Raw genomic sequence first — 14,231 nt, forward strand, 5'->3', positions numbered from 1 at the left:
GAATGACGGGCGTATTTTATTTTGCTTATGATAATAAGGTGAGGCGACGTGGTCAGGGTTCTCGGTATCGATCCCGGTCTTCAACGCACGGGCTGGGGGGTGATCGACCTTACAGACAACCGGATGCGTCATGTTGCCAATGGTGTCGTGACCTCGACACAGTCGCTATCGCTGGCGGAACGGCTTGATCAGCTTCATAGCGGGCTTATGGAGGTGATTGCGGCCTGGACGCCCGATGAGGCCGCGGTCGAGGAAACCTTCGTTAACAAAAACCCTGTTTCGACGCTTAAACTGGGGCAGGCGCGCGGTGTTGCGCTGCTTGCGCCGGCACGTTGTGGCATTCCGGTAACGGAATATACACCCAATGCCGTCAAAAAGACGGTGGTGGGTGCGGGGCATGCGGCCAAGCAGCAGGTTGAAATGATGGTATCCACCCTGCTGCCGGGATGTCAGATCCATGGCGCAGATGCGGCCGATGCACTGGCGGTTGCGATTTGTCATGCACAACATGCCGGAACCCGCGCGCTTGCGGGGATAACATCCGGACCGGGGAGAAAATACAGGTGATCGCAAAACTTCGCGGAATTGTCGATTTCATTGGCGAGGACAGTGTCATCATCGATGTGAACGGGGTCGGATACCTTGTTTTTGCATCGCGCAGAACATTGACCATGCTGCCGCCAAAAGGCGGCGAGGCGGGCTTGATGATCGAAACCCATGTCCGCGAAGATCACATTCATCTTTATGGTTTTGCCGATAACGCCGAAAAGCAGTGGTTTGCCCTTTTGACGACGGTTCAGGGGGTTGGGGCCAAGGTTGCGCTGGCCCTTTTGTCGGTTTTAAGCCCGACCGATCTTTTGCGTGCGATTGCCGCGCAGGATACCACGGCCCTTTGCCGGGCGCCGGGGATTGGCCCGAAGGTGGCGACCCGTGTTGTGGGTGAACTGAAAGACAAGGCGTCGCGCCTTAACCTTGGCCCGGTTGCGGCCCCGGCGGCACCCGTGGCACCGCCCGCCGCAACTTCGTCAAAAAAATCTGCAAAATCGGCCAAACCGGTTGCTGATGTGAGTATCGACACAGCCGATGCCGCGCCGGTTGTCGATGATGGCGCGGTTCTGGCCGATGCGGTTTCAGCGCTGGTTAATCTGGGCTATGGCCGGTCCGAGGCATTTGGCGCGGTTGGCAAGGCCGCCCAGCAGGCCGGTGAGGACAAGACACTTGATACCCTGATCCGTCTGGGATTGAAGGAGCTTAGCGCGTGAGCGAGGAAGAAGACCGTTTGCTTAGCGGGGAACGCCGCGAAGAGGATTATCAGGACGGCTCTTTGCGCCCGCGTCGGCTGGACGATTTTACCGGCCAGAAAGAAGTGCGCGAAAATCTTGATGTGTTCATTCAGGCTGCGCGAGGCCGCGAAGAGGCCATGGACCATGTACTGTTTTTCGGGCCTCCGGGCTTGGGGAAAACGACACTGTCGCAGATTGTTGCCAGCGAGCTTGGCGTCGGTTTCCGGGCGACGTCCGGCCCGGTGATTGCCAAGGCCGGTGATCTTGCTGCCCTTCTGACCAATCTTCAGCCGCGCGATGTTCTGTTTATTGATGAAATCCATCGCCTGAACCCGGCGGTCGAGGAAATCCTGTATCCGGCGATGGAAGATTTCCAGCTTGATCTGATCATCGGCGAGGGACCGGCTGCACGTTCGGTGCGGATTGATCTGCCGCCCTTTACGCTTGTCGGGGCAACGACACGGTCGGGGCTTCTGACCACGCCGCTTCGTGACCGGTTTGGCATTCCGTTGCGGTTGCGATTCTATGAGCCCGAAGAGCTGGTCGAGATCGTGGCGCGCGGTGCGCGGTTGCTGAGTTTCGATATGACGCGTGAAGGGGCGATGGAAATTGCCCGCCGGTCACGGGGAACACCACGTATTGCCGGGAGGTTGTTACGCCGGGTGCGTGATTTTGCGGTGGTTGCCGGAAAATCGCCCGTCGATAAATTCATCGCCGATGCGGCGCTAACACGGCTTGAGGTCGATAACCTTGGCCTTGATAGCCAGGACCGGCGTTATCTGAACTGTATTGCCGGGAATTACGGCGGCGGGCCAGTTGGAGTTGATACGCTGGCTGCCGCCCTGTCGGAAGAACGCGACACGATTGAAGACGTGATCGAACCGTATCTGTTGCAGCAAGGATTGATACAGCGCACCCCGCGGGGCCGGATGCTGGGCATCAAGGGATACAAGCATCTGGGGCTGGTGCCGCCGCGCGAAGGCAATGGTGTGCCGTTGGCGGACCTGTTTGACCAGCGCGCGACCAAGGCCGCAGACGGGACAGAGGAATGACGGATAAGCGTGAAAACAGCCTGCTCGGTCATATCGAGGGCAAGCGACATATTTTCCCGTTAATGGTGTTTTACGAGGATACCGATGCAGGTGGAATTGTATATCACGCCAACTATCTCGCCTTTGCCGAGCGGGCACGTTCAGCGATGCTTAACCTGTTGGGCTTTAGCAATAGTAGCGTTGCAGAGCGCCACAAAGTTGCCATAGCCGTTCGACACTGTACGCTCGATTTTCGCCGGGCGGCCCGGTTGGAAGACAGGCTGATTGTGGATACTCGCCTGATCAAACTGGGGGGCGCGTCGCTGGGATTCGAACAGAAGATCATGCGGGATGACGAGGTGCTCGTGGTTATCGAGATATATCTCGCCTGCATGTCGCTGCAAGAGTTACGGGCGCAACGGCTGCCCGATGAATTGAGAACGGCTTACGCAACCTATCTGGATGTGAACGAGGACTGAAGAGAATATGGAAAATCAGGTGGTCGACGCGGTAACGCTGGGGCAGTCGGTCATGGCCCATGACATGTCCATGTGGGGTCTGTTCATGCAGGCCGGGATTGTCGTCAAAACGGTGATGATCGGGCTGATGCTGGCATCGGTTTGGGTCTGGGCAATTGTCATTGAAAAGCTGATCCGGTTGCGCAAATTGCGCGCCCAGGCAAACACATTTGAAGAAGCCTTCTGGTCGGGCGGGTCGCTTGAAGACCTGTATGACCGAATTGCTGATCAGCCGCGCGATCCGATGTCGGCGATTTTCGTTTCGGCAATGCGCGAATGGCGTCGTTCGAACGCGCGCGGGGTCAAGGGCGAAACAATGCGCGCCCGCCTTCAGCAGCGCCTGGAACGGTCGATGGAAATCACGCTGGGCCGTGAAATGGACCGGGTTGAACGTTATATGACCTTCCTTGCGTCTGTTGGTTCGACCGCACCGTTTGTCGGCCTGTTCGGGACGGTCTGGGGGATCATGGTTTCCTTCCAGGCGATTGCGGCCTCGAAAAACACGTCGCTTGCGGTTGTCGCACCGGGGATTGCCGAGGCACTGCTTGCAACGGCGATGGGCCTTGTCGCGGCAATTCCGGCGGTGGTGGCCTATAACAAGATTTCCAGTGACCTGAACCGGTATGGCAATCGCCTTGAAGCGTTTGTTGACGAGTTCACGTCGATCCTGTCACGCCAGCTTGACGACGCGAGAGACTGATATGGGCGCTCAACTCGCATCCGGATCCGGCGGAGGACGCCGCCGCGGTCGCCGCAGCAACCGCCGCCGCGCCATGAGCGACATCAACGTCACCCCGATGGTTGACGTGATGCTTGTTCTGCTGGTGATTTTCATGGTGGCGGCACCTTTGATGACGGTCGGTGTCGAAGTGGACCTGCCGGAAACATCGGCCGCCCCGATGACCGGTCAGGACGAACCACTTGTCGTGTCGGTCACGGGGGATGGCACCCTTTATATCATGGACAGTGAAGTCGCCCAGGACACGCTGGTCGAAAAGCTTTCGGCCATTACCGAGAATAAACGCGATACCCGTATTTTCGTGCGCGGTGACCGGGCAATTGATTATGGCCGTGTAATGGAAGTCATGGGCCTGATCAACGAGGCCGGGTTTAGCAAAGTTGCGCTGATCGCGGAGCTGCCCGCAAAGGGCAAGTAAACCGACATGTTTCGCAGTGTTCTGATTTCTCTGGCAGCCCACTTGGTGATCTTTCTGATTGCCTGGTTAGGCTTGCCGGAACTGTTCGAGGAAACGCCGCTGGAACTGCAATCGATTTCGGTCGAGGTGGTGACAGTCGATGAATTCTCGGCTGCTCCGACCAAGGCGCTGCCAAAGCCGAAAGCCGAAGAAAAGCCGAAACCGAAACCGGTTGCAAAGCCAGAGCCAAAGCCGGTTCCGAAGCCGGAACCCAAACCGACCCCGAAACCGGAACCCAAGCCTGCGCCAAAGCCAGAGCCCAAACCGGAACCGAAGCCTGAGCCGAAACCGGAGCCGAAGGTCGAGCCCAAACCACAGCCGAAACCGGAACCCAAACCCGTTCCGAAACCGGAAGTGAAGAAGGAACCGACCCCGACCCCGGAAAAGCCGAAACCAAAGCCGGTTGAGGCAAAAAAGCCAGAGCCAAAGCCGGAACCGAAGAAACAGCCCGACCCGGAGCCGAAGCGGACACTTGCCGATATTCTGAAGGATGTGCGCAAAACCGAACCGAGCGCACAGCCGACACCACAGGATACACCGGAAGATACGCCCGAAGACAATGCAAGCGAGGTGGTTGCGACCCGTCTGGACGCGCGTTTGACTATGAGCGAGCTTGACGCCGTCAAAAGACAGATCGAACGCTGCTGGAGCCCACCGGCCGGAGCCAAGGAAGCCGGGAACTTTGCGGTCGAAATACATGTTGTTGCAAGGCCAGACGGAACAGTACAAAAGGCACAAATCAGCAACTCCGGGGAGATTGGAGGTGATCCTTCTCGCCGTACGATTGCAGAAAGTGCTCTTCGAGCTGTGCTAAATCCGCAATGCAGTCCTCTAAAACTGCCGCTGGATAAATACGAAATGTGGCGCACATTCACGTTCAATTTTGACATGCGTGAAATGCTGGGCCTGTAATGAATAAAATCATAAGTCCCTCAAAACGCGTGGAAAATAGCGAGGCAGGATGACCATCAAGACCAACGCATCAAAACGAGATTGGGTTACACGCAGTCTGGCCGGACTGTGTGCCCTTGCCGTTGTCGCTGGCCTGGCCGTTGTACCCTCGGCACCGGCGCATGCCGAACTCCGTATCGACATCACCCGGGGTGAAGTCAAACCGATGCCGATTGCCGTTACCCGTTTCCCGGGTGAAGGTGTTTCGGAAACCGAAGTCGGTCAGAACATCACGTCGGTGATCAGTGCCGATCTGGCGCGATCGGGTCTGTTTGCGCCAATTGACGAAAAAGCCTTTATCCAGAGTGCCAGTTCGCTGGCGGTCAATCCGAACTTTGCCGAGTGGCGCGCGATCAATGCGCAGGCACTTGTCAATGGCCGGGTTGTTACCGAACCGAACGGGCTTCTGCGTGTCGAATTCCGCCTTTGGGATGTTCTGGCTGAAAACCAGATGGCAGGGGTGGCCTATCGCACCCAGCCGAACAACTGGCGGCGTATCGCACACAAGATTGCCGACGAGATCTATAAACGCATTACCGGGGAATCGGGTTATTTCGATACCCGTATCGTTTATGTCTCCGAATCGGGCCCGGGCGATAAACGCGTCAAGCGGCTGGCCATCATGGATCAGGACGGTGCGAACCACCGTTTCCTGTCGGACGGCAAGTTTCTTGTTCTGAACCCGCGTTTTTCTCCGACGGCCCAGGAAGTGGTTTATATGTCGTACTTCAACGATAAACCACGTGTCTATGTTCTGGATATCGATACCGGCGAGCTTGAATTGCTTGGCGATTTCCCGGGCATGACCTTTGCCCCGCGTTTTGCCCCAGACGGCAATTCCGTGGTGATGTCCCAGGCTTTGGACGGCAATAGTGAAATCTACCAGCTGGATCTGCGTACGCGCGAAAAACGCCAGTTGACGCGGCATCCTGCAGTTGATACATCGCCGTCATATTCTCCTGATGGTTCGCGAATTACGTTCAACTCGGACCGTAGCGGATCACAGCAACTTTACGTGATGAATGCGGATGGAAGCGGTGTCCAGCGCATCAGTTTCGGTGGTGGTCTTTATGCCACACCGGTCTGGTCGCCACGCGGTGACCTGATCGCATTCACCAAGTCACAAGGAGGTCGGTTCTATATCGGTGTCATGCGTCCAGATGGCAGTGGAGAGCGGCTTTTGGCCGAGGGCTTCCTTGTCGAAGGCCCGACATGGGCACCGAACGGAAGAGTGTTGATGTATCACCGCCAGCACCCGTCCAGGGACGGGACCAAGGATCGCTATCGTCTGTATTCGATCGATTTGACCGGTTTTAACGAACGTGAGATCGTGACACCGGCGGATGGATCGGATCCGGCATGGTCACCCTTGATTCCCTGATATCTCAAGAGTATAGTCATCGCGAAGCACTGAATGCGATTCGCATTAATCGCGGGCATTTTCGGTGTCGCGAGACATGGAAAACACCACAATCGGGCGAATGCGTCCGGTGTTAAGGGGAAAACTTAAATGAAACTTCGGATTCTGAGTGTTTTTGCTGCTGCCGCACTTCTGGCTGCCTGTGAAACCGCACCTGACAGCTCGGCAACTTCTGCTGGCGAAGGTGTTTCGACCACCAATCAGCCGTCTTCCACTTCGAGCACGCTTTCGGAAAGCAGCCCGGAATGGTTCGCGGTTAATGTTGGCGATCGCGTATTCTTTGGCTTCGACAAATATGACCTGTCGGGCGAAGCACGCCGTACGCTGGAACTTCAGTCTGCCTGGCTGAAAAAATACCCGCAGTACAAAGTGGTTGTCGAAGGCCATGCCGACGAACGCGGTACCCGTGAATACAACCTTGCACTGGGTGAGCGTCGCGCGAACTCCGTGAAAGATTACCTCGTTGCGCTTGGCATCGATCCGTCACGTGTCGAAACCATTTCTTATGGTAAAGAACGTCCGGTCGCGCTTGGCCACGACGAAGAAAGCTGGGCTAAAAACCGCCGCTCTGTTTCGGTTATCCGTTAAGCGCGTGCAGGTGAAAGCCTGAATTTCAAGGCGCCTGTTCCGAAAGGGACAGGCGCCTTATTTTTGCCGCCTGAAAATGTTGCAACATAGGGTCAGAACCCCCTAATTTGATTGGAATGGCAGGTGTTATATTTGCGAACTCCGACGTCAAATCCCTCGTCCGGGATGCCAACCCGCACCGCTGGCTTTTCCTTGGATTTCGCAAATATAACACCTGTCCTTCGGATCAATCAGATTTGCAGGGGCTACTTTGTCGCAAAACCTTGAAAGATATATATCTTCCTGCGATTTTGCTTCGCGTATCCGCACAAATCTGATTGACCATCGCAACCAAATTAAGGGGTTCTGACCCTGGATGTTCCTTGATGATACTGGGAATGTGATGTTCGAAATTACGACGAAGGACCCGAAAATGATCCGAGTTGGCCCGAAAACCGGTTATCGCAATGACGCCCTGCCGCACCAGATTTCCGCGGCGGCGCATTCACCAACCGTTGGGGGAAAACAGGGGGCGCTGCGCCGTCGCCCGGTCGGCTATTTGTCGGTGTTTGCCGTCGCGGCGCTGCTGGGGATGACTGTTCCTGGCGGTGCACCGGTACGGGCGCAAGAATCCAACATGACCCGTCAGGTCGAACAACTGCGCAAGGATCTTGATCTGTTGCAGCGTTATGTTTACCGCGAGGGTGTTCCTTCGGGTGGTGTTGCCGATGGTGGTTCAAGTGATGGAAGTCCGGCCGCGGCGCGCCAGCAGGTTCAGATCAACGAGATCGAACGCGCGGTGACCCAGCTTACCGGCCAGATCGAAGAATTCGACTTCCGCATTCGCAAGATTGAAGATCGCCTTGATCGTCTGGTTTCCGATGTTGATTTCCGCCTTAGTCAACTTGAAGGCGGCGCCAATGCTGGTGGCACGCAGACCGGTGCTGTTGCCCCGTCGGCAGCGGCCGGGGCCGCGGCAAACGGTGCGAGCGCATCGAATGCCCAACCAAATACCGCCGGTACGGGGCAACGGGTTGATGACCGTGGCACCCAATTGTTCGGTGTGATCGAGAATGAAGGTTCGCCGCCCTCTGTTCCGTCCGGCCCATCCAATACAGGGGCAGGTAGGCAGGCACCTGCCGCGGCCGCATCTGGTGGCAGTGGTGCCCTTCCGGCCGGGACACCGGAAGAACAGTATCGTTATGCTTTTGATCTTTTGCGCAAACAGAACTTTGCGGCGGCGGAAACCGCCCTTGCCGCGTTTGTCAAAAGCCATCCGGACAATGCATTGGCCGGGAATGCGCAATACTGGCTTGGCGAAACGTTTTATGTTCGCGAACAGTATGATCAGGCGGCTGTCGCGTTTACCGAAGGTTTCCAGACCTATCCCGATAGCAGCAAGGCGGCCGATAACCTGCTTAAACTTGGCATGTCGCTTGGCAATCTGGGCAAGAAGGACGATGCCTGCACGACGTTTGGCCATCTGATTTCAAACTTCCCGAATGCGTCGGCGGTCGTGCTTGACCGTGCCCGTCAGGAACGCAAGAACCGCGGCTGTTCCTGATGGCAGTCTGATGGCAGACCAACCGGAAAATATGATCAATCCCGATCCGGCGTCCGATGGAACCCCATTGGACGCCGTTGTCTTTTCACGCCTGATGAATGTTTTTGGCCCGTTTGAAGATCGGCCGAAAATTGCCGTGGCGGTTTCGGGGGGCGCGGACAGCATGGCGTTGGCGTTACTGGCGCATGAATGGTGCGGGTCAAAGGGCGGCGAATTGACCGCCATCACGGTTGATCACGGCCTGCGTGCGGAGGCGGCAGAGGAAGCGATCCGGGTTGGGGAGCAGCTTCGAAAACATGGCATTGATCATCGTATTCTGTGCTGGGACGGGGCCAAACCGCAAAGTGGCATTCAGGAAGCGGCGCGCAAGGCCCGCTATGACCTGCTGGACCGCGCGTTGGGGGAAATGGACATCCTGCACCTTTTGGTCGCCCATCATCGCGATGATCAGCATGAAACGCTTGTGATGCGGCAACAGCGCGAGAGTGGCGTGATCGGCCGGGCCGGGATGGCGGCGCGGCGTTATCTGCGCAATGCCAGAGTGTTGCGGCCTTTGCTGCCCGTGGCCAAGGTTGATCTGATTGCAACGCTCCGGACCCGCCAGCAGGACTGGATCGAAGACCCGTCCAACCGCAATGTCCGTTTTGAGCGCGTGCGCATCAGACACAACCCGATGATGGACGGCCCGAAAAAAGAGACGGTTCAAAGCGCTGCCGATACACGCCAGACCGCGGAATACCGGATTGCCGATCTTCTGGCATCGGCAGTGCAGATTGCAAATTGCGGTATTGCGCGTATCGATTATTCGAACTGGCGGGATGTCGGCGGTGATGAAGTAACCGCACGCTATGCCCTTGGGCATATTGTCCGGGTGGTTGGCGGAGAAAATTATATGCCGGCACTGGGCGCGTTGACGGCGGCCCTGTTGCAAATCAACGAGAAGGAAGATGCGCGGGTCAGTCTGGGGGGATGCGTGTTGCATCGCCGGGGGGGCATTTTGCTGGTTTATCGAGAGATCGGGCGCGTGGATGCCCATCCGGTTCGCATTGATGCCGATTTGATGCGCGATGGTTTCGGACAGCGTTGGGACAATCGGTTCGAGCTGTTTTTCGCAGATCATGGCGCGGGGGCAACCGCGGATTACGGTGATTTGGGGCGGTTTGTGATTGCGCCGCTGTCGGCTTGTGATGCGTTTCACACGCGCGCCTTTCGGGCCGCCATTGGCAAAATCGCGCCATTTGTTGATCATTTGCCGCGCGCGGCCCTTGCATCCATACCCGCACTTTATGATAAAGAAGTTCTGCTTTCCGTTGGCGGGCTTGAGGTTTCAGGCATTTCCGACGTATTATCCGCCGCCGGTTGCCGCACGGCCCCGATGGGGGTAGAAAACGCAATCGGCATGCGATGGCGGTTTGCACCCCCGACACCTTTGTGGGAAAGTGGGTTTAAATCGTCGCCGAAACCCGACGTCCTACTTGCGTAAAGGTACCTTATCATTATCTGATGGTCAGGCCGTGCGCAGGGCGATTGCGCGTCATGGCGAACACAAATTGCGATCAGTAGCTTGGAATGAATATGGGAAAAAATCTCGCACTGTGGGTTATCATAGCCATCCTTTTGGTGGCTTTGTTTAACCTGTTTCAGTCGCCATCAGGACGGAGCGGCCAGTCAACGCTGGCGTTTTCGGACTTCCTGGCCGAAGTTGACAGCGGCCAGATTTCAGAAGTTACGATCCAGGGCAACACTCTTACAGCGCAAACCCGCGATAACCGGACCGTTAGTGTTTATACCCCTGATTATCCGAGCCTTGTCGAACGTCTGAACGACAAGGGCGTTCGTATTATTGCCCAGCCGGAAGAAAGCCTGTCGCCGCTTATGAGCGCGCTGATCAGCTGGTTCCCGATGCTGCTGATTATTGGTGTGTGGATTTTCTTCATGCGTCAGATGCAGGGCGGCGGCGGCAAGGCCATGGGCTTTGGCAAATCAAAGGCCAAGATGCTGACCGAGAAATCCGGTCGTGTGACCTTTGAAGACGTGGCCGGGATCGAGGAAGCCAAGGGCGAGCTTGAAGAAGTCGTCGACTTCCTGCGCGATCCGCAGAAATTCCAGCGCCTTGGCGGTAAAATTCCCAAAGGCATGCTTCTTGTAGGACCTCCGGGTACTGGTAAGACGCTTCTGGCACGTGCGATTGCCGGTGAAGCCAATGTGCCGTTCTTTACGATTTCGGGTTCCGATTTCGTGGAAATGTTTGTTGGTGTCGGTGCATCGCGTGTGCGTGACATGTTCGAACAGGGCAAAAAGAACGCGCCCTGCATCATCTTCATCGATGAAATCGACGCCGTTGGCCGCCATCGTGGTGCCGGTCTTGGCGGCGGAAACGATGAACGCGAACAGACCCTGAACCAGCTTCTGGTCGAGATGGACGGTTTTGAGGCCAACGAGGGTGTTATCCTTGTGGCAGCAACCAACCGTCCGGATGTTCTGGACCCGGCATTGCTGCGCCCCGGCCGTTTTGACCGTCAGGTTGTTGTGCCGAACCCCGATCTTGAAGGTCGTGAACGTATTCTTGGTGTTCACGCCCGCAAGGTTCCGCTGGGACCGGATGTTGACCTGCGCACTGTTGCGCGTGGCACGCCGGGCTTCTCGGGGGCGGATCTGGCAAACCTTGTCAACGAGGCAGCGCTTCTTGCCGCCCGTCTTGGCAAGCGTGTCGTCACCATGGCCGATTTTGAAAACGCCAAGGACAAGGTGATGATGGGGGCGGAACGCCGTTCCATGATCATGACCGACGACGAGAAGAAGCTGACGGCTTATCACGAAGGTGGTCATGCGCTTGTCGCGCTGCATACCCCGGCATCCGATCCGATCCACAAGGCAACCATCATTCCGCGCGGTCGTGCGCTGGGTATGGTGATGCGCCTGCCGGAACGCGATCAGGTTTCCAAATCCTACGAACAGCTGATTTCCGACCTGGCGGTTGCCATGGGTGGCCGCGTTGCCGAGGAAATCATCTTTGGCAAGGACAAGGTCACCACGGGTGCATCTTCGGACATCAACATGGTGACGCAGTATGCGCGCAAGATGGTGACCGAATGGGGCTTTTCGGACAAGCTTGGCAATGTCAAATATGTGGATAATCAGGAAGAAGTGTTCCTGGGTCACAGCGTTGCCCAGCATAAGAATGTTTCGGAAAAAACAGCCCAGCTGATCGATGAGGAAGTCCGTCGTTATTCTGACGAGGCCTATGTTTTCGCCAAGCGGGTTCTGACCGAGCATCTTGACGATCTGCATGTTCTTGCCAAGGGGCTTCTGGAATACGAAACCCTGTCGGGCAAGGAAATCGATGCGCTTCTGCGCGGTGAGGAAATCAACCGTGCGGGCCATTCCAATGGTGGTGGCAAGGACGCGGGCGGCGGACGCCGTTCGACGGTTCCGACCACCGGTGGTGCGCGCAAGGAAAACCCGGGTGAAGGTGGCGGGGATTTGTCCCCGGAGCCACAGCCGGGCAGCTAACTGAAAGAGACTGATGGACAAGATCGAAGGATCGGTCCTGCGAAGCCCCGCCGATGTGCGGGGCTTTGCTGATTTTGACGGACCGTTATATTACGCACCTACCGGTTTCATCGACCATGCCGATGATCCCAATACGTTACCACTTGCCGGATCGCGGCGCGGCTTTTCCGCGCTTGAAATCATTCGCCGTCGCGACGGCGGCGGTGCCGAAAGCATGATCCTGCCGTTGCTGGCCCTTGAAGGCTGGGTCCAGAATTCGGGGCGGGTGGATGAAATCAATGACGTTCTGAACCGTCTGACAACCAAACGCGCCGATTTTGCCGGGCTTGATATGGCGTCCTGTCATGTGATGGGTATTATCAATGTCACGCCGGACAGTTTTTCGGATGGCGGCGATTACAACAGCACCGATCAGGCGATTGCGCGCGCGCGCGCCCTGGCGGCACAGGGGGCATCCATCCTTGATATCGGCGGGGAGTCGACCCGGCCGGGGGCGGAAGCCGTGTCCGAAGCCGACGAGATCGCCCGCGTTGTTCCGGTGATCCGGGCCCTGGCCGAAGACGGTCATTGCGTTTCCATCGATACCCGCCATGCAAGCGTGATGGAGGCCGCGATTGAGGCTGGTGCGGCGATCATCAATGACGTGACCGGGCTTGAAGGCGATGAACGGTCGATGGAAGTCGCCGTGGCATCGGGCAGGCCCGTGATGCTGATGCATATGCAGGGCGAACCGGGCACGATGCAGGAAAACCCGCAATATGATTGTGCGGTTCTGGATGTGTATGACTATCTGCTGGACCGGATCGAAAGTTGCGAACGGGCTGGGATTGCGCGCGATCGTATCTGTGTCGATCCGGGCATTGGTTTTGGCAAGTCGCTGTCGCACAATCTGGAACTGCTATCACGTCTGGCGATTTTCCATGGGTTGGGCTGCCCGGTGTTGCTGGGCACGTCGCGCAAATCATTTATTGGCAAGATTGATCCGGCAGCATCCCCGAAAGAGCGGCTGGGCGGATCGATTGCATCGGCGGTCAATGGATGGCGGCACGGTGTTCAGATGATCCGGGTGCATGATGTTCATGACACGGTTCAGTCGATTTCGGTCGCGACTGCGACATCGATGGTATAGCCATTTTCGACTATCAATCTATGGATGTATAGGTTGACCGGTTTGAACAACGAATTATAAAAGGCCCGCCGTTCTGGTGCATTTTCGGGTGCCAGAATTGCGGGTCTTTTTTGGTCCGGTGAATCTGGCAATTTCTGACAGATCGTGCTTGGGGCTTGCGGATTTTACCCAATCGCCACATACCATTAAAGATAAAGAGAATTGCGATCAGGAAGATCGCGCAAATGGTTGGTTTCGTGCAAACAGCGAAGGCGAAGTTGAATGAATGGATACAGCGCGCACGCGCGCGTTGAACAGCCGGAAAAGGCTGCGGGTCAGGAAACGATGGCGACTTGTGTTTTCGTGGTCGAGGACAATGCCGATCTTAATCGGGATTTGTGCGAATACCTCGAGATGTGCGGTTTTGATGTTGTCGGTTGTGAAACCGGCGCAGCGTTTCATCGCGCGCTGAAATCCAAAACACCTGCGGCGGTCATTTTCGATATCATGCTGCCGGATGCCGATGGCTATGAATTGGCCAAATATGCGCGCGCCAACCTTGATTGCGGCATCATGATGCTGACATCCCTTGCGGGGATGGATCATCATCTTACGGGGTATAAATCCGGTGCGGATGTTTACCTGACGAAAGACAGTCCGCTTTCGGTGATCGAGGCGGCCCTGCGCCCGTTGTTGCGCCGGGTTGGCAAAAAAGATGACGATGCGGTTGAAGACCCGGAAAAAGACGGGACCTGGACCCTTGATATGCTGAACTGGACGCTGAGCAATTCGAGCGGCGGTTCTTCGACTTTGACCGCGACGGAACGCACCATCGTGCAATTGCTGGTCGAAGCAAACGGGGCGTGGCTGACACGCCCGGAAATCGTCATGGCGCTGGGCAAGGCCGATACGGCCGAAAATTGCCGTAACCTTGATACGGCGATCCGGCGCGTTCGTCAGAAAGTCCTGCGCGAAACGGGCGATGAATTGCCGGTTCGGACCGCATATGGGCGGGGCTATGCCTTTACTTCGCCCGGTATCATTGTGGGTGCTGGCGAAACCGCCTGATTGACTGTTATC

At 56.8% G+C, this 14,231-nt stretch carries 14 protein-coding genes; all 14 read left to right on the plus strand.

All coding sequences use genetic code 11. The features are described from left to right. Nucleotides 1-48 precede the first annotated feature (48 nt). Entirely contained in the window at nt 49-567 is a 519-nt protein-coding gene (gene ruvC, locus TH3_RS07175) for a crossover junction endodeoxyribonuclease RuvC (RefSeq protein WP_007092140.1), read from the plus strand. Beyond that, entirely contained in the window at nt 564-1,262 is a 699-nt protein-coding gene (ruvA, locus tag TH3_RS07180; RefSeq protein WP_007092139.1) for a Holliday junction branch migration protein RuvA, read from the plus strand. The genes ruvC and ruvA overlap by 4 nt, the downstream gene beginning before the upstream one ends. Further along, nucleotides 1,259-2,335 (plus strand): Holliday junction branch migration DNA helicase RuvB, encoded by a 1,077-nt coding sequence (ruvB, locus tag TH3_RS07185; RefSeq protein WP_007092138.1) that lies wholly within the window; start codon nt 1,259-1,261, stop codon nt 2,333-2,335. The genes ruvA and ruvB overlap by 4 nt, the downstream gene beginning before the upstream one ends. Next, nucleotides 2,332-2,793 carry a YbgC/FadM family acyl-CoA thioesterase gene (locus TH3_RS07190; RefSeq protein ID WP_007092137.1) on the plus strand — a complete coding sequence of 154 codons (462 nt, stop codon included), beginning with the start codon at nt 2,332-2,334 and terminating at the stop codon, nt 2,791-2,793. Before ruvB ends, TH3_RS07190 begins: the two co-directional genes overlap by 4 nt. A 7-nt stretch (nt 2,794-2,800) precedes the next feature. Continuing rightward, the gene (tolQ, locus tag TH3_RS07195) at nt 2,801-3,532 is read left to right on the plus strand and encodes a protein TolQ (protein WP_007092136.1); all 732 of its coding nucleotides are present in this window, start codon (nt 2,801-2,803) and stop codon (nt 3,530-3,532) included. A 1-nt stretch (nt 3,533) separates the two neighbouring features. Continuing rightward, entirely contained in the window at nt 3,534-3,989 is a 456-nt protein-coding gene (gene tolR, locus TH3_RS07200; protein WP_007092135.1) for a protein TolR, read from the plus strand. Between the two features lie 6 nt (nt 3,990-3,995). Further along, complete coding sequence (locus tag TH3_RS07205) at nt 3,996-4,940, plus strand: energy transducer TonB (RefSeq protein ID WP_007092134.1); 945 nt, start codon at nt 3,996-3,998, stop codon at nt 4,938-4,940. 49 nt (nt 4,941-4,989) lie between these two features. Further along, on the plus strand, nt 4,990-6,360 hold the full coding sequence (tolB, locus tag TH3_RS07210; RefSeq protein WP_007092133.1) for a Tol-Pal system beta propeller repeat protein TolB: 1,371 nt from the start codon (nt 4,990-4,992) through the stop codon (nt 6,358-6,360). A gap of 129 nt (nt 6,361-6,489) precedes the next feature. Beyond that, nucleotides 6,490-6,987, plus strand: a complete 498-nt coding sequence (gene pal / locus TH3_RS07215) for a peptidoglycan-associated lipoprotein Pal (protein WP_007092132.1) — start codon at nt 6,490-6,492, stop codon at nt 6,985-6,987. Nucleotides 6,988-7,369: 382 nt separating this feature from the next. Next, nucleotides 7,370-8,530, plus strand: a complete 1,161-nt coding sequence (ybgF, locus tag TH3_RS07225; RefSeq protein WP_233421851.1) for a tol-pal system protein YbgF — start codon at nt 7,370-7,372, stop codon at nt 8,528-8,530. A gap of 10 nt (nt 8,531-8,540) precedes the next feature. Beyond that, nucleotides 8,541-10,013 carry a tRNA lysidine(34) synthetase TilS gene (tilS, locus tag TH3_RS22325; protein WP_007092130.1) on the plus strand — a complete coding sequence of 491 codons (1,473 nt, stop codon included), beginning with the start codon at nt 8,541-8,543 and terminating at the stop codon, nt 10,011-10,013. Between the two features lie 86 nt (nt 10,014-10,099). Next, nucleotides 10,100-12,043: an ATP-dependent zinc metalloprotease FtsH gene (ftsH, locus tag TH3_RS07235; RefSeq protein WP_007092129.1), complete on the plus strand. Its 1,944-nt coding sequence runs from the start codon at nt 10,100-10,102 to the stop codon at nt 12,041-12,043. Between the two features lie 13 nt (nt 12,044-12,056). Next, a complete protein-coding gene (folP, locus tag TH3_RS07240; protein WP_007092128.1) occupies nt 12,057-13,172 on the plus strand; it encodes a dihydropteroate synthase in 1,116 nt (371 codons plus the stop codon). A gap of 261 nt (nt 13,173-13,433) precedes the next feature. After that, nucleotides 13,434-14,219, plus strand: a complete 786-nt coding sequence (locus TH3_RS07245; protein ID WP_007092127.1) for a response regulator transcription factor — start codon at nt 13,434-13,436, stop codon at nt 14,217-14,219. Nucleotides 14,220-14,231: the final 12 nt, after the last annotated feature.

Source organism: Thalassospira xiamenensis M-5 = DSM 17429, from assembly GCF_000300235.2.
GTDB classification, from domain to species: domain Bacteria; phylum Pseudomonadota; class Alphaproteobacteria; order Rhodospirillales; family Thalassospiraceae; genus Thalassospira; species Thalassospira xiamenensis.